20 protein-coding genes are annotated in these 24671 nt (G+C 43.7%); 8 read left to right on the top strand and 12 right to left on the bottom strand.

The annotated features are described in order from the left end of the window. The 4 genes from JGK39_RS11555 to JGK39_RS11540 form a co-directional block, all read left to right on the top strand. Positions 1-199, top strand: a 199-nt coding sequence (locus JGK39_RS11555; RefSeq protein ID WP_293296428.1) for a zinc ribbon domain-containing protein, incomplete at its 5' end; no start/stop codon positions are given. A 69-nt stretch (positions 200-268) separates the two neighbouring features. Then, positions 269-1183, top strand: a complete 915-nt coding sequence (locus JGK39_RS11550; RefSeq protein WP_293261556.1) for an MBL fold metallo-hydrolase — start codon at positions 269-271, stop codon at positions 1181-1183. A gap of 235 nt (positions 1184-1418) precedes the next feature. Further along, a complete protein-coding gene (locus tag JGK39_RS11545) occupies positions 1419-2639 on the top strand; it encodes a bifunctional riboflavin kinase/FAD synthetase (RefSeq protein ID WP_293261559.1) in 1221 nt (406 codons plus the stop codon). Between the two features lie 506 nt (positions 2640-3145). Then, entirely contained in the window at positions 3146-4054 is a 909-nt protein-coding gene (locus JGK39_RS11540; protein ID WP_293256010.1) for a MoxR family ATPase, read from the top strand. Positions 4055-4348: 294 nt separating this feature from the next. Here JGK39_RS11540 and JGK39_RS11535 read toward each other — a convergent pair whose 3' ends face one another. The 9 genes from JGK39_RS11535 to JGK39_RS11495 all read right to left on the bottom strand — a co-directional run bounded on the left by JGK39_RS11535 (position 4349) and on the right by JGK39_RS11495 (position 15533). Then, entirely contained in the window at positions 4349-5563 is a 1215-nt protein-coding gene (locus JGK39_RS11535; RefSeq protein WP_293256007.1) for a glycosyltransferase, read from the bottom strand. Positions 5564-5744: 181 nt separating this feature from the next. Then, complete coding sequence (locus JGK39_RS11530; RefSeq protein WP_293256004.1) at positions 5745-7859, bottom strand: TIGR03986 family CRISPR-associated RAMP protein; 2115 nt, start codon at positions 7857-7859, stop codon at positions 5745-5747. Continuing rightward, positions 7859-8443 (bottom strand): CRISPR-associated protein Csx19, encoded by a 585-nt coding sequence (csx19, locus tag JGK39_RS11525; protein WP_293256001.1) that lies wholly within the window; start codon positions 8441-8443, stop codon positions 7859-7861. Before csx19 ends, JGK39_RS11530 begins: the two co-directional genes overlap by 1 nt. Next, complete coding sequence (locus JGK39_RS11520) at positions 8440-9951, bottom strand: RAMP superfamily CRISPR-associated protein (RefSeq protein ID WP_293255998.1); 1512 nt, start codon at positions 9949-9951, stop codon at positions 8440-8442. Before JGK39_RS11520 ends, csx19 begins: the two co-directional genes overlap by 4 nt. Continuing rightward, positions 9948-11588, bottom strand: coding sequence for an RAMP superfamily CRISPR-associated protein (locus tag JGK39_RS11515; protein WP_293255995.1), 1641 nt, complete (start codon positions 11586-11588; stop codon positions 9948-9950). Before JGK39_RS11515 ends, JGK39_RS11520 begins: the two co-directional genes overlap by 4 nt. Next, positions 11585-12292, bottom strand: coding sequence for an RAMP superfamily CRISPR-associated protein (locus JGK39_RS11510; RefSeq protein ID WP_293255992.1), 708 nt, complete (start codon positions 12290-12292; stop codon positions 11585-11587). The genes JGK39_RS11515 and JGK39_RS11510 overlap by 4 nt, the downstream gene beginning before the upstream one ends. Then, complete coding sequence (locus tag JGK39_RS11505) at positions 12279-13967, bottom strand: hypothetical protein (RefSeq protein WP_293255989.1); 1689 nt, start codon at positions 13965-13967, stop codon at positions 12279-12281. The genes JGK39_RS11510 and JGK39_RS11505 overlap by 14 nt, the downstream gene beginning before the upstream one ends. Then, the gene (locus JGK39_RS11500; protein ID WP_293255986.1) at positions 13964-15265 is read right to left on the bottom strand and encodes a DUF1887 domain-containing protein; all 1302 of its coding nucleotides are present in this window, start codon (positions 15263-15265) and stop codon (positions 13964-13966) included. Before JGK39_RS11500 ends, JGK39_RS11505 begins: the two co-directional genes overlap by 4 nt. 40 nt (positions 15266-15305) lie before the next feature. Continuing rightward, the gene (locus tag JGK39_RS11495) at positions 15306-15533 is read right to left on the bottom strand and encodes a hypothetical protein (RefSeq protein WP_293255983.1); all 228 of its coding nucleotides are present in this window, start codon (positions 15531-15533) and stop codon (positions 15306-15308) included. A 347-nt stretch (positions 15534-15880) separates the two neighbouring features. Between JGK39_RS11495 and JGK39_RS11490 the strand changes: the two genes are divergently transcribed. Both JGK39_RS11490 and JGK39_RS11485 read left to right on the top strand, forming a co-directional pair. Further along, on the top strand, positions 15881-16207 hold the full coding sequence (locus JGK39_RS11490; protein ID WP_293255978.1) for an MgPME-cyclase complex family protein: 327 nt from the start codon (positions 15881-15883) through the stop codon (positions 16205-16207). Further along, entirely contained in the window at positions 16204-16941 is a 738-nt protein-coding gene (locus tag JGK39_RS11485) for a hypothetical protein (protein ID WP_293255974.1), read from the top strand. The genes JGK39_RS11490 and JGK39_RS11485 overlap by 4 nt, the downstream gene beginning before the upstream one ends. 173 nt (positions 16942-17114) lie before the next feature. Here the strand turns inward: JGK39_RS11485 and JGK39_RS11480 are convergent, their stop codons facing one another. The 3 genes from JGK39_RS11480 to JGK39_RS11470 form a co-directional block, all read right to left on the bottom strand. Next, positions 17115-18002 (bottom strand): Rpn family recombination-promoting nuclease/putative transposase, encoded by an 888-nt coding sequence (locus tag JGK39_RS11480; RefSeq protein WP_293255970.1) that lies wholly within the window; start codon positions 18000-18002, stop codon positions 17115-17117. Between the two features lie 152 nt (positions 18003-18154). Beyond that, positions 18155-20353, bottom strand: coding sequence for a serine/threonine-protein kinase (locus tag JGK39_RS11475; RefSeq protein ID WP_293255965.1), 2199 nt, complete (start codon positions 20351-20353; stop codon positions 18155-18157). Between the two features lie 347 nt (positions 20354-20700). Next, positions 20701-21636, bottom strand: a complete 936-nt coding sequence (locus JGK39_RS11470) for an NAD-dependent epimerase/dehydratase family protein (RefSeq protein ID WP_293255962.1) — start codon at positions 21634-21636, stop codon at positions 20701-20703. 297 nt (positions 21637-21933) lie between these two features. On the opposite strand from JGK39_RS11470, the gene dnaG reads away from it, so the two are divergent. Then, positions 21934-23943: a DNA primase gene (dnaG, locus tag JGK39_RS11465; RefSeq protein ID WP_293296426.1), complete on the top strand. Its 2010-nt coding sequence runs from the start codon at positions 21934-21936 to the stop codon at positions 23941-23943. Positions 23944-24285: 342 nt separating this feature from the next. Beyond that, positions 24286-24564, top strand: a complete 279-nt coding sequence (locus JGK39_RS11460; protein ID WP_293296424.1) for a hypothetical protein — start codon at positions 24286-24288, stop codon at positions 24562-24564. Positions 24565-24671 lie beyond the last annotated feature (107 nt).

Here is a 24671-nt window from a genome sequence, read left to right as displayed (position 1 = left end):
ATTAGACCTCTCTATTCGTTCGGTGCTGTGCCTCAATTGCGGCACCGAACAAGACAGAGATTTCAACGCAGCGAGAAATATAAATAAAGTCGGGATAGGGCATTGCCACGACTATAAACGGGCGCTGAGACAGAGTAAGACTATTTCGGTAGCATCAGTCGATGAAGCGTCAAGAATTACCGCCCTTAAAGGGCGGTGAGTATGTCAATAATATGTTGTAAACACCTTATCGATGGCTCGCCGGAACAATCTTCTTGCAGGAAAACCCATGTCTAGTATGCAAAACCAATTTACGGTTCACTTCTGGGGCGTTAGAGGTAGTATAGCGTCTCCCGGAGCTGAAACAGTACGTTACGGGGGCAACACGCCCTGTATAGAAATGCGAGTGGGTGACAGCCGCCTAATTTTCGATGGCGGTACTGGATTGCGGGTTTTGGGACAAACTCTCCTGTCGCAGATGCCCGTAGAAGCTCATATGTTTTTTACTCACACTCACTGGGATCACATTCAAGGGTTCCCATTTTTTGTACCAGCTTTTATTAAGGGCAATTGTTTTCACATCTATGGGGCCGTTGCTCCTACTCCTAATCAAGCTACTATCCAGCAGCGACTCAACGACCAGATGCTCCACCCTAATTTTCCGGTGCCCCTGCAAATTATGGGGGCAGACCTGAAATTTAACGATATAGAAGTGGGTGAACCCATGGAAATCGGAGAGATTAAGGTGGAAACTGCTTTGTTGAACCACCCCGGGGAAGCTATCGGCTACCGCGTCAACTGGCGGGGGTATGCGGCTGCTTACGTGACTGATACGGAACATTTTCCCGATCGTTTGGACGAAAATGTGCTGCGTTTGGCTCGCGATGCTGAGGTGCTGATCTACGATGCTACTTATACGGATGAGGAGTATTATTCGGAAAAGTCTAGCAGGGTTGGCTGGGGACATTCGACTTGGCAGGAAGCCGTGAAGGTGGCAAAGGCTGCTAATGTCAAAAAGTTGGTGATTTTTCACCACGATCCGCTGCACAATGACGAGTTTTTAGACAAGGTGGGAGAGCAAGTGGCTCAAAGGTTCCCGAACAGTTTGATGGCGCGGGAAGGTTTGTCGTTACAGTTGCTGCCTCCTCATAACAAAAACGATGTGTCTGAAGCGTCGGCCCAAGCGCCTAAAGTGTCTGTCTGAGGGATGGGAGATTGCCAGATGGTTGGGAAATCTTCAGGTCTGAAATCTAAAATCTAATTTAGGGCTGACCTCTCTCAAAGACGGATACAAGCCCCGGCTTAAGTTGTAGAGAACAAAAAAGTTTAGATCGAAGTTCTAACTCCCACACCATCAATGCTGTGGAGTCAAATCTAAAATCTAAAATCTAAAATCGACTGGCGATCGCAATCTGGCTAAGTGTGTCAAAATCTTAAGCGTGTGGATAACTTCTTCTTCTACCGCTGCTCTGACTCCAACTTCCGTTGCCTTGGGAAACTTTGATGGTTTGCACCTAGGGCACCGACAAGTTGTGCAGCCAATTTTAAATCGATCGCGTGGGTCAAGTTCTGCGACGGTTTCTGAAACGGATCAAAGCTGGCACTCACAGGCTGGCACAGATGAAAATTGGGAAAGCGAACATCCGGCGACATGGGACAACGACTCAGCAGCACTGCTTGAGAGCTCCCAAAACCGCCTGAATTTTGATGGTTCGATAGTCCAAATAAAGGCCGAGGGCAACAGCCTCTCTGGTCGTAATTCTGCTGCGGGCGATCGGCTTTACGGTACTGTGGTGACATTCGATCCGCACCCGCAAGAATTTTTTACAGGTCAACCCAAAAAACTGCTGACACCTCTGGCAGAAAAGGTAGAATTGCTCGCAGCAATGGGTGTCGAGCAACTTGTGCTGCTGCCGTTCGATCGAGAACTGGCGGCTTTAACGGCTGCTGAGTTTGTCGAAGAAATTCTGGTGCGGCAACTGCAAGCGAGTCGAATTAGCGTGGGGGTTGATTTTCGGTTCGGACGGGGACGCGCTGGGACGGCTGTGGATTTGCAGTCGATCGCCTCGGGTTACGGTATTGATGTTGCTCTGGTACCCCTGCACAATGGCGATGAGGGCGATCGGATCAGCAGTTCCGCCATCCGCGAAGGTTTAGCATCCGGCGACCTCACAAGAGCGAATAAATTGCTGGGGCGGCCTTACAGTTTAGTGGGGCCTGTGGTGGGCGGACAGCGGCTTGGCAGGACGATCGGATTTCCGACTGCTAATATCGAACTGCCACCAGAAAAATTTTTGCCGTGTTTTGGCGTGTACGCGGTGCGAGTCTCGGTGAAGGATGGAGGCCCAATCATCAAAAAAGATGAAAGTTCTTCCTATAAGTGGGAAAATCCCCAATCTCTAATTCGCGATCGATCGTCAAATTTATCATTCATAAATGGAGTGATGAATGTTGGCCGCCGCCCGACGGTAAACGGTCTGCAACTCACCGTAGAAGTTCACCTGTTAGATTGGTCTGGGGATTTGTACGGTCAAATTTTGAGCGCAAGTTTGATAGAATTTTTGCGACCCGAACAAAAATTCGCTTCTCTAGATGCTCTCAAAAATCAAATTGAGGTAGATTGTGATGTTGCTAGAAAGGTGTTAGCTGCTAATGGTTAATAGATATATTGCCAAAATATTTGTTAATCAAATTTTTGGACGCTGCTCAAAGCCCATCCCACAACAAAAAAATGTGGGATGGGCTTCTAGCCCGTCCAAATTGTCAATTCATTATGTACAATTTTACTGGGACGATTGATATCAATACTACACAAACGAAGTCCTAGCTGAGAGGAACTAGGAATCAAAGAACCAGCAATTAACAACCAGCAATTAGCAAAGTAAATCAACGTAATTAACGTAAAATGCGGAACGCTCAAAAGCTGGCTGTGTATTTCTTCTTCCTAATGACTAATGACTAATGACTGATGACTAATGACTAATGACTGATGACTAATGACTGATGACTAATTGATGACTAATGACTAATGACTGATGACTAATGACTGATGACTAATGACTGATGACTAATGACTAATGACTGATGACTAATGACTAATGACTGATGACTGATGACTAATGACTAATGACTAATGACTAATGACTTCTACTTAAAAATCAGGGATATGAGAGAAAATATTGAGCGGCTAAAACAAAATCTAGGCAAGACAATTGTCGGCAAAGCCGATGCTATTCGCTTGGTGCTCGTAGCCGTGCTTTCGGGCGGGCACGCGCTGCTAGAAGACGTGCCGGGTGTGGGAAAAACGCTGTTAGCGAAGTCTTTGGCGCGATCGATCGACGGGAAGTTTCAGCGCATTCAGTGTACTCCCGATTTGTTACCAACGGATATCACGGGTACTAATATTTGGAATCCCAGCAGCGGCAACTTTGAGTTTTTGCCGGGCCCAGTTTTTGCGAATGTTTTGCTGGCCGATGAAATCAATCGGGCGACGCCGCGAACTCAGTCTGCTTTGCTGGAAGTGATGGAAGAAAAGCAGGTGACGGTAGACGGCGTTTCTCGGAATGTTCCAACGCCGTTTTTTGTGATTGCTACTCAAAACCCGATCGAATATCAAGGCACTTTTCCGCTACCGGAGGCGCAGATGGATCGGTTTACCTTGTCTTTGACGTTGGGCTATCCGGCGGCGTCGGAAGAGTTGCAAATGTTGGAAAGGCTGTCTGATACTTTTGCAGTGGAAGATTTGCAGCCTTGTATTTCTTTGGAAGAAGTGCAGGAATTGCGCCGTTTGTGCGCTGCTGTGAAGGTGGAAGGCTCTTTGAAGCAGTATATTGTGGATTTGGTGCGATCGACCCGCGAGGATGAAGAGATTACCCTCGGGGTGAGTCCCCGGGGTGCGGTGGCTTTGCACCGGGCTTCGCAGGCTTTGGCGTTTATTTCGGGGCGGGATTTTGCTACCCCGGATGATGTGAAGGATTTGGCGCCGCACGTACTTTCTCACCGGTTGATTCCGGCGGGGGGAAGGAAGGCGAAGACGATTGTTGATAAGTTGTTGAAATCTGTTCCAATTCCTTAAAAAGTTTGTAGTAAGGACTTCAGTCCTCTGTTTGTAGTAAGGACTTCAGTCCTCTGTTTGTAGTAAGGACTTCAGTCCTCTGTTTGTAGTGAGGACTTCAGTCCTCTGTTTGTAGTAAGGACTTCAGTCCTCTGTTTGTAGTAAGGACTTCAGTCCTCTGTTTGTAGTAAGGACTTCAGTCCTCTGTCTGAATTTTAGTCAATAAGGACTAAAGTCCTTACTACAAACTTTTTAAGGACTAAAGTCCTTACTACAAACTTTTTTAAGGACTAAAGTCCTTACTACAAACTATGTTTACGATGATTGTTCAATAGCTCCCTGAAATAGCGCCACTAATTTCTTTGCCTCTATATCAACATTATGTTGCTGAGCAACTCTTTCGGCTCCTATTTTCCCCATTTCTTCTAGCTTTTCTAAAGGTGCTTCCAATGCCGATCGCATAGCAACAGCTAATGCTTCTACGGAACCGGGAGGAACTAACCAACCGCAAACACCGGGTTCTACTAACTCTGGAATGCCAGCAACATAGGTGCTAATTACAGGCCGATTGAGGGCGAGGGCTTCCATAATTACGACGGGTAAACCTTCGGCAAAACTCGGCAATACCATGGCGCGGGAAGCTAAAATTTCTTTCTGAACTCGATCGCCGCTAGCCCAGCCGGTAATTTCTATATAGTTTTGCAGATTGAGTTGTGCAATCTGCTGTTCAATTTCAGCTCGCAGCGGCCCGTCTCCAACAAATACCAATTTAAACTCCAAGCCTTGAACAGCTAGCTTGCTGGCCGCTTCTAGCAGTAATAAATGGCCTTTTTGTTCGCTGAGTCTCCCGATGCAGGCTAAGCGGGGTGCTGCGGGTATGGGGACGTGGGGTGCGGCTAAAAATGCTGCATCGACGCCGCAGTGTATGACGTTGATTTTTGACCAATAAGCGCGATCGCACCACCGAAATAGCTGACTTTTGCCGAAGGAACTGACTGCTGCGACAAAGGTCGATCGTTTAATTTTTTCATCTAAGGAAAGAAGTGTAGCTTTATCAAATTCTTCGGGGCCGTGAACGGTGAAACTGTAAGTCGGGCCGCCAAGGACGCGACATAACATTGCAACAGTTGTGGAATTTGTGCCGAAGTGAGCGTGAACGTGTGCTGTACCGGATTCTGCGAACCAGTTTAAAAGAATGCAAGCTTCTGCGAAATAAGCTAAATGCAGCAAAATCCCGCGTTCTGAGTGTAAGCCGACTTTGAACATTAACCGCAAAGCTTCGAGGAATCGAATTGGTCTAGTTGCGAGAGTGCGGAGCAAGCCCGACGCTAGGCCCTGTACGCCAACTCCTAGGATGACTTTGGTCAATTCTTGTTCTTGTTTGTCTGCGCCGTCTACGAGTTCGGATTCGCAGGATCTGATGGAGTAACGCCCGACTTTGAGGCCGCAGGTTTCGACTGCTAGGAGTTCTCTGCGGACGAAGCTGTGGCTGACTTTGGGGTATTGGTTGACTAGGTAGGCGATGTTCATTAATCGGGAGAAATTTTTGTGGTAAAACTCTAGATTAGTCTAGCCTTATGGATGTGCGGGGCGATCGTTTTTGGTGGGCTGGGTGTGGCGGGGGCGGGAAAGTGAATGAGTCCACCCATTTTACACTTTTAACAGTTCCATCTTTGCTGAGAACAAGAATTTTTAATTGCCATAGTTTTAGTCACTTTGGTCGTTGCCAAGCTGCTCGATTGCTACCACCCCCAGATGATGGTGGTGGAGAGCCTGGATAATTCCGTTTCTGGTTATCTTTTATCACTTGCGATGAGGTTGGCAAAACAGGGCGCTTTTTATATTCATTTGCCTTACCATTTTTTCCTAGCTCACCAATACCTAGCTCACCAATACAAGGTTGTTGCTTCCGCTCAATTTCCATGTATCGGCTTGAATTTTCTGCAACACCAGGCCACTGTAACATTCCTAACAGACTTTTAATTCGTGGCACATCATGTAAACGTTTAAGTTTTGGGTCAGTATGATGGAGAATGTAATCTTCAAACTTTTGTAAGCAATCTTGTTTTACTTCATTAATATCAACGTGATTTTTTTCACCTGTTGCCCAACCTATATCTTGGAATAGATGACAATATCTCTTTTCACGGTTAGTTAATGAAAGTTGAGAGCTAATCTCGACTGCCCCCATTCCCAAAGGTTTACCCATGCCTAGTGATAAGCGATAAATTGGAGATGCAGCAAGATATAGTACCCATAACAAAGCACCTAATTCAACAGCGCTTAAATTTTCAAAGCAGATGGTGAAGTCAAAAGATACATTTTTTGTGATAGGTTTTATATCTGTGTACTGAGAGCGTGCCTCTTCAATCTTCTTAGTGTTACTCTCTTCAATCTGACTTTCCTCAACACTTCCCTTATGCCAATAAAGCTTGTGGCCTCGAATTACTGTTTCGTTATTGGGCTGACTTGCATAGTGCATTAGTTCACTTTCAACAGCACTATCTTGCACCAAATAGTGCTGAAAAGTGGTAGGTTTTGGACTAGCTAATATCTTGGATGTCATTGGCTTTGTAATATCACCTTTGAGCCAGATGTCCTCAGCAGAAGATTGTTTACACTTGGCATCACTGACAAATACTCGTCCTGCTTGTGTCTGGTTTTCTTTTTGTTTGGTATCCCTAACAAACCCAAAGATAGCCTCTGTTAGATCGAGAGTTGGAGAATTGTACGGATAATCTGGAATAAACTGATAGTTAGCTTCGGGAATAAAGTTTTGAATAGAGTCCTTATAAGGTAAACGAAACATCATTGTGTGTCCAAAAAATACAAGCTTGCCTTCCTCCATTAAATAGAATACAGGGTGCATATGTTTTAGAACACCATCTTTACAGAGTAGCTTTTTCTGCTCTTTTGTTAGCTGCTCTTTATAATCCTGAAGCATTGAGTCTGGATAATCTGGAATTGGAATTAATGTTGCTTCATCATCAGGTAAACCAATTACACATTCCATTTTTTTCTTTCCTGGCATTCCACCTGTTTCTACCAAGACTCCCTGACATTTAGAATGATGTCCAAATGTAGGCACGGCTTTAGCATAGTACAGTTCGATAAATCCTCCTCTGTGAGAGTGCCAAGTCATTGCCTCAACATGAACAGTTACCTTGCTAGCGTGTTTGATGTCATACCAACGTGATTTTACTAAATTATTCTTAATTTGTGAGCTCTCTATTTTGGCAAAAGATGCTCCTTCAACGAGATTCTTTGCTGGTTTAATTGCCCAGCCCGAACCTTGTTGAGTTGGAACCATATAACCAGCTTGCATTAGAAATGAATACTGACGTTCTCCCTCTTCTTGGAGTAAGCGATCGCGGTAAAATTTACCTAAAGATGTAGTGTCAGCAAAAGCGCGATAAATTAACTGTAGATCAGAAACTTTGTCAATTTTGCTGTAGCTGACAATTTCTATTATGGTTCGGAACATACCGCGCAGACTGCTACCTGGAATAGTTGGATATTGATTAGCAGGGTTCTCGAAAAAAGGAGCAAGAATTTCACGCTTTTCCTTTTTTTGCTCATCAGTTAAATCTTCATCTGATTTACCACCAAACTTAGCAAAGTCAGTCGGGGACATTCCACAGCGAATGTACAACGGTGATGAAGTAGTCAAGGTACACTTAATTTTACCAGTGTGACGGTCATCGTGGTAACAGTTATGTGTGGGTATTGGCTCGGCTGGAACTATTTTTTCAGGGAGTTCGACAAAGTTGTAAGGTGCAACAGCACGGCGATTGTCTGGTACATTCTCTAAATGTTTGGGATTCATTATTTAATCTCCTGTTTAGTAGTTAGATCGACAAGACGACTACGATAGATACGAGCTAAACCCGTTTCTTCCTCATATTTAATGTAATGATGCACAAGTAAACGGACTGGATTAACCAAGCGATCGCCCTTCAACTCGATATCCGTAAATGGTACAGCGTGTTTGAGTCCCTGAGAGCCATCCCACAGCAGCGTAAAATTACCTTTCTTGATACCATGAGTTCCCCAAAGAATCTGACTTTCTGATATTTTTTCTTCATTGGGATTGCCGATGAAACGCCATTTAAACTTTTTATCGCTAATTTGCCAAAGCAACAGTTCACCATTGTGACCAAAGATACGACATTGTTGCAGGGTTAATAACCGCAAGTGAGGGAAATCAACTTTAAATTCGGGCGTGTGAAATATTTTTGCAGCCGTTGTTAACTTTGCATTTTCAAGCCGTCCCCAAATTACTCCATCATCAGCATGAGCTAAGAGATAAGGTAATTCACGAGACTTTGCTTGCTCCTCTACCCAACTGCGTAAGTCATCATCATTGACAAATTCAAGAATTTTAGATGAAGTAGCGCTCGCTTCACTCATGCCTTTACCTCCTTTCCTAAATAGTTTAACAGTGCTTTCACAAATCCCCCAAGTTCATCTCTTACTGACTCTTGGCTTTTGCTTTTGTCAGCTTTATCAGTAACGTGCAATGTTCCATTTTGCTCGGAAATTTCCCATTGTTGTGGATTTTGTGGATGATAATGTATTAAGTCTGCCTTAATTCCTGTTAAACGCCCGCGTCCAATACTGCTTTCACCTCCCACAGGTAAATCACTTGTCCACAAATCTTTCAGCAAGAGTAACAGCAATCCTATTTCATACTCTTCTGGATTCCGCAGCTCTAGTTCAACACAGACACGAGTTTCATCGCCACCAAAGATAGGTTGCTCATCAAATAATGCACCGTGATATGCACCTCCTGTAAAGCGATCGATCGCAATTCTATTTTGTACTAAGTCAGTCGCCTTTTCAATGACTTTCTCGTGAACGACTAAACGACTTGCCTTAGCTTGTTTTGTCTTGTCTTTGCTGAAGTCTGTCCCAAACATTTCATCTATAATTGTTATGGGTTTTTCCAGAGTATTCACAATTCGTTCACCGCGATGGCGCAAGACTCCTGCTAAACTTGTACCTGATAAGACTGGTTTTAGCTCATCATTACGATGAGATTTCAAATGTACGACATCGGGAGCGCGTCCAGTTGAATCTTGACCGGAACGGATGAGGAGAGAACCCACTAATTTGAATTCGGCGTGGATGAGGAAGCGATCGCGCTTATCGCTCTCATTCTCTAATGATACTCCCAGCGCTGTAGCAATTGACGGATAAGTTGTGCGATCGGGTAATAAACCTGTGCGCCAATGTTCAAAATTTAACCAGGAAGTGCGATCGCCCGCATCTTCCAAATTAAAACTCCAAACCTGCCACTCTTCGACATGACAGCGACCAAAACCGCGCAGCTTTTTCATGCCAATCCCGATTTCATGCTGCTCTAAACCTCGTAAAGCCAATGCTAAATCATTAATTAACGCTTGCTGTTCTGTCTGATTTTTGGTTTTTTCAAGAAGCAGTTCAAAGTAGAGCGGAAATTTTGTTCCTGCCGCTAACAGTTCCAAGTCGTATTTATGACGTGGTTTTGCCGTGCCAGTTATGGCTTCAATTTCTACACCATCTCTTAATTCAACAGTGGGAATAGTGCTGCTGATAGCATTATTGATAATTAATGGACTTTGTTCGCCATCAGGATCGCGACGAGTACCACCAAATAAGCGAGTAGCCCGATCGCCATTTTGTTCCTCTACGCCATATCCGTGTTCGTGTTCTCGTAAATAGTTCCGCAATGCACCTGCAATGGATGAACCTGTTAAAAGAGCATGGTCACTGACACTATCCCTGAGTAATGGTAAATCGGTTGGACTATCAGCATCGCCACTTCCCAAGCAAGTCGGCGTATCTAAGATTAAAGTCCCACGGACAACAATGCGTTTAATAATATAACGCTGTTTCCGTGTCAATTCATTTTGTCTTGCAGATATATCCTCAGTCATTTATTACTCTCCTTTTTTGCTTTTTTAGCAACTGCCATAATTAAACGCAGGGTATATTCTCTAAATAAATCAGAATCCGGTTCAATTTTTCTAGTAATTCCACCAATATTCACCTCTAAGTCTTGGGGATTTTTCAGCCATGAGTCAGTATTTCCAATTGGTTTTATCAACCAATCTTTAAGCTGTTGTTCTAGAGATTTATTGCCAGAAACTTTGGTATTTCTATACTGTTCGTTAGCATTTGAAGTCAAGCTACTCAATAACTCTATAATTGGCAGAAAGCTGGGATGATTTGTCAATCCTTTGCGAGCGACAATTTCTAGGCGAGAAAGTTGGCTATTGGTGATTTTGCCTTGTATCTTAATATCGCTGACTCGATCTACAAGAAACTGCTCTAGCTTTTGGCGTAAAATATTTTCAGCCATCTGTCCGGCTAAGTCATGATACTTCTCGTCTAACTGAGTTTCACTGGCTTTGATTTTCTCAGGTGGTCTCGCTGAAAATTCTCGATATTCTCCTAACCAATTAACCGCAATTCTGCCAAAACCTTCAATGCAGCGATCGCCAATTCCTTCCGTTTCCAAAGTCTGAATTTGTTCTCTTGTTAGTTGCGCGTCAAAAACAAAAACACTGCCTGCTGATAAAGCTTGTATTTGAGGTAAAGGCAACCCCCATGTTTGATTAAATCCACCAACAACAGTGCTACTGATAAAGACATTACTTGCAGCAGGTAACTGGATTTGTAACTTATCTTCAATTGCTTGTTGAACTAAACAAGGAGCGGCTGAAAATTGCCCACAGCAATCGCGGATGATTGTGTCACTAAGAAGGGTAATTTTTAGCCTTTGACGATTGAGTCGATGTTCAGGTTTGATATCTATTTCATTCCACTCATCAAGTTCTTGAGGTTGATGTGGACTAAGAATTTTAATTTTTGTATGTCCGTAACCTGCACTTCGAGAACCTCCTAACCATATATCTGTTGGTTTTAGTAAATTCTCAATTGTATCTGCATCATCATCTTCACACAAAATAACGCCTTGAAAAGTTTGTTTAACGTCCAAAGCTTCATAACGGAAGATTGCACCTTCTCCCTCTTGAATAACTTGATTAGTAACTGGATGGCGTTTTGTAGGCGATGAACGTCCTTTAGTGCGATCGCGTGCGGTGTGAATATTAATCCGTCGCTTGTCTCTGTATAAAACAACTTGCCTTTCGTTAACAGTACAAAATCTTTCACTTAAGCTTTTCAGTGGCACCTGTTCTGGCTCATATTGACTCAAATCGTAAACATCTAAAGCTGGTTCTTGGCTTAGAAGTAACTCTTCATCTTTCTTTCTATACCAAGACAGAGGCAGAGGTAAGGTACGTTTTTTTTTGTTGCTACAGAATAGATAGGCGTTTAAGTAACGGGTACATTCATCAAAAAATAAGCGTTTCACCTTTTGATTGATAGCCACATCTGATAAGATATCTTTTCCTAATTCTGGGTGACGCTTGAGGTAACGACCAATCAAAGCACCTCGAATCATACTCCCAGGAATATAGGAAAAAGACACATCACTATTTGGGTCTCCCTGAAATGAAGTTGCTAAAATTGGCTGTTGCGTCTCTAAAATAAATGTGATTACTTTCATGTATTGACCTCCTCAATTGTTCCGAAGTGAGAGACAAAATCTTGAGTAATATCTTGCCCACTGGCATCGCATAAACTACATTTCACATGACCTCGCCCTCGGTTACGTCCACTACCAATGTGCCGAAGTGCTAAAATACCAACTGCCAAAAGAGCTTTCATATGTGGTGTTGGTTCTTCATCAAAAAATAGGAAAGCTGTAAAGCGGGGTTGGCTATTGGGGCGATCGCGCATCACAACACGAGCCGATCGCAAACTACCGCTATCTGCTGTACCATTGCTAGGATTAATTGCTGTTTGGCGACGAATTGTTGTCAGAGAATGCAATATATCTGTTGGCGTTAAAGCTGGCTTATCTTGTTCTCGCTCTTTCTCTATTTGAAGTCCCACTGCTTCCCGTAATTTATCTGGCAAACAAGCATCGCCAACGTGCATGATAGAAATTGTGTCTATCACGCTACCAGAAACACCAAATAATTTATTCCTGACATCCTTCCAATGTCTGAACACCTCCTCTTTTAGCAAGATAATCAAGTTATCGCACTCCTCACTCAACAAGCCTTTTAAAGTGCGTCCTCGCAGATAAGGAAACCCATAGGAGTCATACTCTACTTCTTGGTCAACTAAACCAGCAACACCATCACCCCGCCCAAAAGTTGTGTCGCTCAAAAGTTTAATGTGTAATTGCAGTTCATAGATGCTCATTGTTATCCCCCTTCAATCCCATATAAAAATCGATTGCTTCGATGGCATCAAAATGACCACAACGTTTGTCAAACCAACCTGTTTCTTGCAAGTCATTTACTTGCGGAAAAGGTGGTAGTTTTTTGATACCGTATGCTGTCATAAACTGTTTAGTCTTGTCAGATCCTTGACGGAGAGCTTCGCGCAAGGCAATTATTTTATTTCGACGGTCTTTCCAAGAATCGTTACCTTCTAAATCATCGAAGCAGCCATTAAAGTGTTCGACTACGCTGCTAAAATTAGCCCAAGTTCGCCATTGGTCATCATCGCTGTCATTCTCTTTTAGCCGTATGGGTCGCATCATAATATTATTTCCAGATAAAACATCATATTCTCGTTGACGAATTTCTCCAAGAGAACCAATTAAACCACTAGCTGCAAAATGCCAATCAAGAGTGGAACAATAGTAGTTATCAGATTCATCCAATCGCTCTCTTTCTTCTCGGATAAACTTTTTGGCTGTTCCGTATAACTCTTCAACCAGTTGGTAGGCTCTAGCAAATGGATAATGTGTTTTAACTATACAAATTCCAGCACGAGCAGTTAATGGTTTATTATCGGCAGCTTCCTGTTTTTCAAACTCTCTGAGATAAATTGCTGCCAACTCCAGTCCTAATCTTCCCTCGCAAATAAAGATGAGATCGTCACCGCCATAAACCAAAGGGCGGAACGGCAAAAAGTATTTACCATCCTGAGACTTTTTCAAAGCAAACTGTCCGATTTTACCTACAACTTCTCCATTATCAATTGAATCATGAACTATCTCGACAACTTGTCTTAGTGCAGCGATTCCAGCATCATCAACACTGCGAGAAAGTTTACGCATCTCAATAATGGCGTCTCGATCAGATTTCCCCTCACCACACTTTTGAAAACGATTTCCCATGCCATTGCCATCTGCATGAACGATAGCAACATAACTAGAATAATTTTCCGAACGACCTAAATTATCAGTTCGACGGGGAAAATCATAAATTGCTGGCTCAAAAGTCCCGGCAAATTTTTCTATTAGTCTTTGATTTGCCTTGGGAACTGCTTTGAGCTTCGCTTCGCTTTCTCGGGAAATTAGATAACTATCTTCTTCATCAGCATCAATATATTTCTCACTGGTATTGACTGCGGGAAGTTGAGTAGACTGGCAAGCTGCTGTTACTCCTAAACCTAATAGAGGTGCAGAAGCAATTCGCTCTCGTTTCTTTTTAGCTAATTGCTTTTCCAAAAGCTGATTTAACGTCTTTTTAAAATCTCCCTTCCCAAATTCAAATTCTGTGTTATGAGCAACGACAATATTTAAACCTGGTGCATCTTGCAAAACTCGTTTTGTCAAAATTTTGGTGAAGCATTTAGCATATTCAAATTTTGCAAACAGTAAGACTGTATTGCCACCTCCTGCATAAACCATCTCAGCAGCTACACCCTCATTGCCGATGTGGATTTCCTGTAATGAATTGCCTTTGGGAATATGAACTTTTTGGTTAAGTTCTCTTGCTAAATCCTGTAAAGCTTCTTCAGCCCATTCCTTAGTAGCCTGGGACACTAAATAGGATGCTCCAATATTTTCGCCCAGTCGATTACTACCGAAAACATAGTCTTGAATTCCAGTTGTATCCACTACAGTGACAGTTATTTTTCTCATGCTTTACCCTTATTTGTTTCAACCCAATCTGCAATTTTATCTTTTAAATTTGGTAAATCTTTTCGGATAAATACAGCTATTTTAGGATTGCTTACAGAGCCTTCAAGCTGACTTTTGAGATATCTGTCCAAGCTTTGTGGCTTCTTAGGGTCATTATCACAACAGCAGACTAGAGCAACTCTAGCTTCATCACCACCAAGTTGTTTTGCTCTTGTGTATGCCTCAAATAGTTTCAGTTTACATTCTTTAGGATCTTTACTGGTTGTACAGGAAATAGCAAACAATTGGTAACTTCGCATAAAGGCAACATCAAACTCAAATACTCCTCCTTCCCTAGTTTGACTTTTTTTCATAAAAAATGACATCTTGCTTTCACCAAGCTGTAAGTCTGGTGTCAAATCCTTAACTTGTTGAAGCACATAATGTTCTAACCAAATACCTCCTAGCCACGCACAAACTTGTTGACAATTATCAAATCCTTTGCTTGTCTTGGTCATTCTCAATGAAAGTTGGCTTGCCGAAGCATCTAATTTCTGTCGTAGGACTTCGATAATTTCTGAGTGTACGCCTGTTAAACTCAAAGATAAATCAGAAAGCTCGTCTTCAGATTTCCACTGATCTGTTTCTAAATCTTTTGCTTTTTTAAGCTCTCCAAAGTTGTTGTAACGATGAGTATTAGACCAGGTTCTCCAGGTTTTTGCTATTTCCTCATTTTGGTAAAGTCTGACAAATTCTGCGGCTGCATCTGGTGAAACTGGCTCAGAGAGAGGTTTTTTGCCTTCTTGCCACTCATACTTGTGGAGTTTAAACAAGACTTCTAGAGGGACTTCAAGCTGAACTGCTCTGTGAGTAGAATCCGAATTGGGATGATCTATAAATATCTCTAGCGTTTTGGCATCAAGATAGCTATAGACTGTATCAGTTCTTTGTAAATCAGCTATGGCTCGATAGGCATGAATTGCCATTGGGTTTGTGCCACCTGTGTAGTGCAGACCAATAAGTTCATTAGTAGGTATTTTTTGAGCATTTTCTTTGATTTTTGTGTAAATTTGATGAGCATTAGATTTATTGCTGGCTGTGTTCTCTTTGTCTAAAGCAACTGGTTGGCTCTTAAAGCCTTGATTCTTCAGTGCATTTTTTAATTGCTCTTTTGGTGGATTTGTTTGATTAGTATAAACAAGATATGCTGTGCCGCCCGTTTTTAGTAGCTTCATAGCAGCTACATAGTTTGGTAAGGGGTTCTCACCCACGAGCAAAAACAAATGATTAACTTTATAATCTATTTCGGATGTACTCATATTGTGTTGCTAAACTTTACTAGATACAGATGTAAGTGAACTAAATATTTTGGGTGCTACTCTGGCGGGATGTGCGATCGCCCTCCCCTGCAATGAAAGCTAACTTATTCGTCTTGCCCAATGATGAAACGATGACACCACTGTCGGCACTTCCCCCCCGAGAAGTCAACGCCCGTCGCATTTCCTGCAACACGCTTAGATCAAAATCAGGTTCCCGCCGATCGCCCCAAGCGACACACCAAGCAATACCGATCGCAATACTGTCCATATGCAAACCACTCCCAATCCGGTATGACAGCCCAAGATTGCCTTAATAACTGGCAATTATTCAACGTGCAACTGCATCTAATTTACTATTGTTACTTAAATTTTCCACAAAAATCAACCGCCCGAAAAATAATCCCCCAACTCCCCCAACTCCCCTCAAACCAATCATTTTGCAGACATAACTTGCGCTGCACCTACCCAAAATGACAACAAATAAGGTAAAGTAAACGGCACAATAGTTCAAGGTTCTCGAACTGCCGCAACTCGGCAAACCGAGGCTTGAACTGCAAAACTCGCCAATACAGGCGACATTAACCGCCAATCACCAACCCCTAACAACCGACAAAAATGCAAACCTACTACTACGTTTTAGCCAGCCAACGCTTTTTGCTAGAAGAAGAAGCTCTAGATGAAGTGTTTAAAGAAAGAACTCGCAACTACCACGAACAAGAAAAACAAATAGACTTCTGGTTGGTAAAACAACCAGCTTTCCTAGAAGCACCGGCAATGAAAGAAGTAAAAGCAAAATGCCCTCAACCAGCCGCCGCTATTGTTTCCACAGATCCAGTTTTCATCACCTGGTTGAAACTGCGATTAGAATATGTGCTGACAGGTGAATTTCAAGCACCGTCAGCAACTATTCCCGATGCCCTCGCGTCCCTACAGACAGCATGAATCAACTAGCCCACAAATCCACAGCGAAGCTGGGAAAATTTCGGGGTAAATTGTACAATTTTATTGTTTCTATTCCCCTATTTTCTGCTACCTCGATCGCCCTTTTGACCTTGACAATTTTAGCGAGTTCTGTTAAGGCTCAGTCGAGCTGCGAACCGCCGAATTCCGACGAATATTTACTGTTAATTGTCACCAGAACACCCGAAGAGCAAGAAAAAGCAAAGCGCTCTTTCCCGGGCAATACTGACAATATAGTTTGTCGGTACATTAACGATACGGTGACGCGAGTTGGTGGCTTTCGCAACTCGCAAATTGCGATCGATTGGGTGAAATATATCAAAGATGTTGTCGGATTGCCAGCTTACGTACTTCGATCGCCCGCAGCAGCACTTCCCCAAAATCTGCCAGTCTACAATCCCCAGCCAGCACCAGGTTCAGAACCAATCGCCAATCCCCAGACTGGGAATAGTGGGTTCAATCCCCAAGCCCTCGGCCCCGGTTACGCCGTGTTAGTAGATTACTTCAATCAACCGGAATTAGCCGGCCAAGTCAAGCAAGCATTGGGTACGCAAGTAGGCTTAGCTTCCTACGGCCAACGTCCCTTTTTATTCGTTGCTTATACAACGGATCAAAACGCTGCTACTGCGGCGGTAAAAGCATTGAGCGATCGCGGTTTTTGGCCGATGTTGGTAGATAGCCGCCGTGTTACGGTAATTAGTCCTGCTGTTCGCTAAAACAGGACTTACGCAAGCACAATATATAGCGTGACAAAAGTGACGATCGCCCGTTAAATAGAAATGAGCGATCGTCGTATTTAAAATTTTGCAAGATGCCTTCGATAACTGCTTGATTTGGATGTGGATCTCGATTCAAATGTTGCGATCGCACGGACAAGTTCGCAAAATTCTTATCTTTCCGACTGCTGGAGATCCAGCCAAGCCTGCAAATCCGCCCCAGTAACAAAATCCAACAGCGCCTCACTCAAATCTTCGAGTATCGGCAAGGGGAGATTAGCAAGGCGCGATCGCATTTCCTCAGACATTTCCTGCTGTAACCGACGAGTCAATAGTCGGACAATCAGCGCACAGGCTTCTGCTTGTCGTCCTTGCTGCAATCCTTGCTGCAATCCTTGCTGCAATCCTTCCGCCTTAGCTTCTTGATAGAATCTCGTTTCCTCTAGTGTAATTCCCAACATCGATTCCACCTCCGCTCGACTCAACTGTGTAAATTTGTATGCCATAATAGTTGTCAGTAGTTCTATTATGTCACGATTGGCTTCTGGTGCAACTTCTTGCTCCACTCGGCTCAGCAAATACCTTGCTTCTGCTGGTGCTTGAGTCTCCTCGACAGTCGTCAACACCATCAGCGCAATTCCTAAAGGCAAGGCGCGAATATCCCCCAACTCATCTAAGCACACCCGATGCACTTGATTGCTGTTGAGCAGAGCTCGATAAGGATAAACATCGCTTTGTTCAATGCTGCGAGAGGGATAAATCACCACAGCTTGCCAATCGCTATAACGACTGCGATTGCGGTAAAAATATAAAAACGATTCGCCAAACAACCTTTCGTAAAGTTGTTCATCTTTTTGAAACTGAACTTCACAAAAATAGACGATGCCTGCACCTTCAGATTCTGGTGGCAAAAATACGCCGTCAATTTCAAATTTAGGTTCTTTGACTGCCACCGAGTCAAAGCGATAATTGGCAGCATTTGCTGGAGTTGTAGCCAGTAGATCGAACAGCAAAGTTGGTGATTGCCCGAATAGTTTGTAGAAGATTGAATCCCGTCGCATGAAAGATTTGCACCAATTTAAAAAAAGAATGCAACAGTATTCTTCCCCCGCAATACAGCGGGGGGGCTAGGGGGGGTCGAAGAGTGTTGCACGATTTTAAAAAAATGGTATTAATACTACTGCGTAGTGGCATTGACATGATATAAGTCCTGTTATTGTTGTTTAGGCTGTTCCGAATTGTTTCCTAACTGACTTTCTGCGCGCTTTTTTGCCTCCACAGCGGCTCCGTAATCCGGTTTGTAGCGTATTGCTTTGTCGTAGGAGGCGATCGCATCTCCGAATCTTTTCACCGCTACAAGGGCATTACCGCGGCTGTACCAGGCTTCCGAATAGTCCGGCTTGACATAAACGGCTTCATTGTAAGAGGCGATCGCATCTTCGTATCGTTTCAAATTGTACTGAGCATTGCCTCTATTGTACCAGCCTTGAGATTCTTTGGGATTTAAATCTAAGGCTTTGCTGTAACACTCAATAGCTGCTTCGTACTTCCGCAACTCGTGGTAAGACCAACCTAAATTGTACCAGGCTTGATGATAATCCGGTTTTAATTTAACAGCTTTTTCGTAAGCTTCTACCGCTTCTTCATGTCGGCGCATTTTCAGCAAAGCGATTCCTTTACTGTACCAAGCTTGATAAAAATTAGGCTGAAACCGGACGGCTTTTTCGTAAGCTTCAAAAGCTTCTTGGTTTTTGTTCAATTCTAGGAAAACATTGCCTAAATTGTACCAAGCATCAGAATTATCAAATTTAATTTCAACTGCTTTTTGATAGGATTCTACGGCGCGATCGTACTGTTTCAAATTTTGGTGAGCTTGTCCCCGATTGTACCACGCCTGATATAAATTAGGCTGAAAGTGTACGGCTTTTTCGTAGGATGCGATCGCCTCTTCGTAGCGCTGCGAGTCTAACAAAGCATCGCCTCTACCTTCCCAGGCTGCGGGATAATCCGGCTGGATTTTCAAAGCGTTGTCAAAAGATGCGATCGCCTCCTTGGACTGCTGCAACTTATCCAAAGCATAACCGCGCCCCGTCCAAGCCTCCAAATATTCCGGCTTTAATTCTATTGCTTTATCATACGCCGACTGTGACTCCTTATATTTTTTCAATTCATATAAAGTTTTAGCTTTTTCCTGCCAAACTTCCGCATAATCTGGCCTCAGAGTTATTGCTCGATCGTAAGCTGCTAGAGCTTCTTCAAACTTGCTTAAATTGTAAAGAGTAATTCCTCGGTTGTGCAATTCAGTTGCATTGGCAGAATTAAAAGTATTAACACCATAAATTGATGCTAGAATAGTGATGCCAATAAAACTGGCGATCGCCCCGATTTTCAAATACAGTTTTCGGCGCGGTTTGTGCGGCTGTTTCGCAGCAGCAGCAACCCGAGGTAATACCGGAACAGTACCGCTGAAAGAATTTCTCAATTCCTTAATAGCTTGCAATGTTTCGCCGGCACTCGAATAACGCTGCCGAAAATCGTACTTTACCATCCGATCTAAAATCTTCGCAAATTCAGGACTCACCGATGCTTTATCCTGCCAAATAATTTCCTCTGTATCGGGATTTTTGGGCATTTGGTGGGGATTGATGCCTGTGAGGAACTGAATTGCGATCGCACCTGCGGCATAAATATCGCTGCTGAGTTTCGGATTGCCGTGAGATTGTTCGCTGGGCATATAACCGGGAGTTCCGATGCTCACACTCAAGCTATTCTTGGGCTGAGGATTGGTAATTTGAGTAGTAATTTCCTTGACTGCACCGAAGTCAATTAACACTAATTTACCATCTCGATCGCGGCGCAGGATATTGCGCGGATTGACATCGCGGTGAATCACATTTTGCTGGTGTACAAAATCTAAAATTTCCAGAAGTTCCTGCAAAATAGCAACAACTTCATCTTCTTTCATACCTCCGGCATTTCTAGAAGAACCCCCCCCAGCCCCCCCTTGGTAAGGGGGGGAGCCAAGTCCAGCCCCCCCTTGGTAAGGGGGGGAGCCAAGTCCAGCCCCCCCTTGGTAAGGGGGGGTTTGGGGGGGTGTGATTTCTTGACTTAAATCGTGGCCTTCGATAAATTCTTGAACGAGATAAAACTCTTGATTTTCTTCAAAGTAAGCAAAAAGTTGCGGAATGCGATCGTGATTTCCCAGCTTATATAAAACTTGTGCTTCTGTATCAAATAAACGTCTTGCTATTCGTAAAGTTTCGGGATCGGTTGCTTGAGGTTTAAGCTGCTTGACGACGCAGAGGTGATTGCCTGGTAGCTGCTTGTCTTCAGCTAAATAAGTTTGAGCAAATCCGCCGCCTCCCAAGTGACGGATAATATTGTAGCGCGTGCCGAGTGTTATTCCAAGCATGAAATTTACCTGATATTTCCGAGTTTTTCTCCCCTTTCGGAGTAAAACAGGGGCTGGGGGAGAGGTTTTGTATCTGATTTAGTTTAACTAATTTGCGATCGGCTTTACAGCAGAAAGCCTGTGAAAATACCAGTAGATTCTACCGACAAGCGGTAAAATCGTCGGCGAATTATCTTTGCTGTGAAAGTTCAGATGCGTAGGGTGCGCACTGCGCACCTTACTTTGATTTAACATGGTTTAGACGCATCGGCTAGAAACCCGGTTTCTACGAGTTTTGCCAACAATAACGATAAATCTACAAAGAAACCGGGTTTCTGAAGTCGCAAGTACCTCAATCTAATTTTACTTTAAACGGCTTTCAAAATCTCATCGTCAACGGAAAAATCTATTTCAGCTTTGTCTCTTCCGGAAACTAGATAATCATTCTGAAATGAATCTTTCAATCCCGAAACCAAGTCAAATTCTGGTTTCCAGTTAAGTTCGGTGACAGCTTTATTAACTGAGGCGAAAAAGTGCTGCAATCTCATGGGGAAAGCTTTCTTTTTGCCAAAGTCAAATTGTTTCGGATCGTAGTGTACAATCTTGATAGCATCGGGCGATTTGCCTGCCGCTTGAATGCAGGCGCGCGCTAAACCGTCAAAGGTGACAAATCGATCGCCCGAAACGTTGTAAATTTGCCCGATCGCCCTTTCATTCCCCAAAACCGCAGCCATCGCCCCCGCCAAATCCTGACAGTGCCCCAACTGCGTGAAGTGCATACCGTTACCCGGAATCGGAATCGGGCGATCGCGCGCAATGCGATCGAAAAACCAAGCCTCCAAATCGTTATAATTTTGAGGGCCGTAGATGTAAGTCGGGCGGATCGAAGTCCAAGGTAAACCGGACTCAGCTAAATAATTTTCCGTGTCGCACTTACCCAAATGTCGGCTTTTGGGATCCGTAGCGTCTCCTTCGATATGAGGCATTTGGTCGGATTTCAAATAAACCCCCGCAGAACTCATATAAACAAAGTGCTGCACCCGCCCCTTAAATATCTCAGCTAAGGGCTTTGTATCGCTCAGTTCCCGACCGTTGTTGTCAAAAACCGCGTCAAACTCAACCGCAGATAACTGTTCTTGCAATTGTTCGACCTTCGTGCGATCGCCCAAAATCTGTTTCACCCCCGAAACCGGTACCGGCTTGTTGCCCCGGTTAAACAACACCACCTCATGCCCTTGTGCTGCTAAAATCTTAGTAAGATAAACCCCGATAAACCGAGTACCGCCCATCATTAAAATTCGCATTATTGCCGATGCTCCTTACAGTTAGTCTAAATATTTTACAATAAAGTTATGCCCTAGGCAGAAACCGGGTTTTTCACGAAAAAACACGGTGACAGCTATCAGCCCCGGTACAAAAACCCGGTTTCTTAAGTTTTCGTGTGCCAAAACTACTTAAGCCCAAAGAAACCGGGTTTTTAAACAGAAAATCTGGGCTTAATTGAAGTATTTTCGTAAAACACCCGGTTTCTACGTCCAGGAAAACTCAAATTGTGCGATCGCTCAAAATAAACATAATTTAAAATCACCTAAAATAGCCCTATGCAAGTACCCCGGCTGCACCCAGAAACCATCGAAGAAGTCAAACAAAGAGCCGACATAGTAGACGTAATTTCCGGTAGAGTAATCTTAAAAAAACGCGGCAAAGAATACGTCGGATTGTGTCCGTTTCACGACGAAAAATCTCCCAGCTTCACCGTCAACCAAGCTAAACAAATGTACTATTGTTTCGGCTGCGGTGCAGGCGGAAATGCCTTTAAATTCCTGATGGAATTAGAAAAGCGCTCCTTCAGCGAAGTAGTATTAGAACTAGCTAAAAATTATCAAGTCCCCATCAAAACAGTCGAACCAGAACACCGACAAGAATTGCAGCGCCAAATTTCACTGCGCGAACAACTCTATGAAATCTCAGCACTAACAGCCAAGTTTTACGAACACGCTTTGCGGCAATCTCAAGGAGAAGAACCCTTAGCATATCTTAAATCCGAACGCCAACTCAGTGAAGAAACAATCCAACAATTTCAAATAGGTTATGCACCCCAAGGTTGGGAAGCACTTTACAGTTATTTAGTAGAACAAAAAAACTATCCGGCCCAATTAGTAGAACAAGCAGGATTAATTGTACCGCGCAAATCAGGAGGAAGTGGCTATTACGATCGCTTCCGCAACCGCATCATGATTCCCATTCGCGATACCCAAGGCAGAGTCATCGGTTTCGGCGGGCGAGCTCTCGGCGACGAACAACCTAAATATCTCAATTCTCCCGAAACAGAACTATTCGACAAAGGCAAGACTTTATATGGCTTAGATACAGCCAAAACAGCCATTAGCAAAGCCGATCGCGCGATCGTCGTAGAGGGGTACTTTGACGCGATCGCACTTCAAGCAGCCGGCATCTCCAACGCCGTAGCATCCCTCGGCACAGCCCTGAGTTTAAACCAAGTGCGGCAGCTACTGCGGTACACTGACTCCAAACAAATTATCCTCAACTTCGACGCCGACAAAGCAGGCACCAAAGCAGCAGAGCGCGCCATTGGAGAAATAGAAAAACTCGCCTATCAAGGAGAAGTACAACTGCGGGTACTGAACATTCCCGACGGCAAAGATGCCGACGAATACCTCAAAACCTACTCCCCAGAACAATATCGAGAATTGCTCGACAATTCCCCATTGTGGCTAGACTGGCAAATCCAACAAATGCTCGTCAATCAAGATTTGAAGCAAGCGGATACTTCCCAGCAAATTACCAAAAAAATCATTAACTTATTAACCAATATTAGTGACGACAATCAGTTATCGCATTATCTGCAAAAGTGCGCCGAAATTCTCAGCAAAGGAGATTTTCGCCTCACAAAAATGATCGCCGAAAACTTGCTCAATCAAGTAGTCAGCGATTGGGGACAGCGGCTGAATCAAGACGAAGCTTTGACAATGCCTCTGTTAATTAGAAACAAACTGAGGCCGAGCAAACAATATAAAAAGCAGCGTGGAAGTAGCGACAGCAAAAATTCAAAAACAGGTTTTTCAGTAGCAGCCCGCAGTCTGTTAGAAGAAGCTGAAGCGCAATTATTGCAGATTTACTTGCACTGTCCCGAATACCGCCAAGAAGTCAGAGAAGCCATAGAAGCTAGAGACGTGCAGTTTAGCCTTTCTCACCACAGATTTTTGTGGCACCTGATTTTGAATGCAGAAATACTGCACAAAATGTCTTTACAACTAGCGCCTTCTGAGTTAATATTAAAATTGCAGGATAGCTTTATTGAATATCCAACTCAACTCAATCAAATATCGCATTTATTTCACTTAAACGAGTTTTCAGAAAAAAATGTTTATCGCGCGCCATTAGTTATTCGATCTGCGATCGCCTGTATCGAGCAAATCATCAGCATCAAACGGCGCAGGATTGCCCTCGATATGTGGAAAAAAACCGATGCTGCTGTAGAATATTACCAACAACTGTGCGCCGAACAAGAATGGATAGAGGAATTAGAGCGGCTGCGTCAAGTTAATTTTTACGATTTAACCTCCCTACCTTGGAGTGGGAATTTCTAGGAGTTAAGGACTTTAGTCCTTGTTACGAACAATCAAAAATTTAGGACTTGAATCACTGATTGGCGATCGCTCAAGTCGTCAACGAGATGCGAGTCACCGCGACGATCGATCGTCGCGATAATTCTCTACCCGCCTCCAAAGCGAGCCACCGCACGCGAATTATCCACAGATACTTCTACTAGCACGCTCTCCTAAATCTACCGAAAAAATTCGTGTGAGAGTGGGAAAAGTCATCAATCGTTACCAGGTAGCAAAGCATTTTTATCTCAAGATTAGCGACAACCACTTCAGCTACCAACGAAACAGCCAGAAGATGGAAATGGAAGCAAACTTAGATGGGATATGCGATCGCCATTAGCACCGTTGTTGTTCGAGGATGACGAGTGGTTAGAGCCTTGGGAGTCTGGTTCGGTGGTTGTCCAGGTTTTGTCTGCCACTCCGGCGAAACGGAAAGCTTCAACAAAGCGTACTTTGGAGAAGTTTCCCCTTCAAAGTTTTCGGACGTTAGTGACTAATTTATCGACGATCGCTAAAAATCGAGTGCCGCCTAAACAAACGGGTATTTCAGTTAGTTTCGACCTGACGACGGCAACTCCTTTACAGCATAAAGCCTTCTATTAGCTGGAGGTTTCGCTGATATCTTCCGTCATGTATCCGGCGGGGTATCTCATCCCGAGATCCCGACGGATGGGGGCAATACTAGAAAACTTTAAGCTCGCGCGGGGGAA

Source organism: Microcoleus sp. PH2017_12_PCY_D_A, assembly GCF_020738565.1.
Classification (GTDB): Bacteria; Cyanobacteriota; Cyanobacteriia; order Cyanobacteriales; family Microcoleaceae; genus Microcoleus.
The sequence above is the reverse complement of the archived record's forward strand: the minus strand, read 5'-3'. Positions and strand labels throughout refer to the sequence as shown.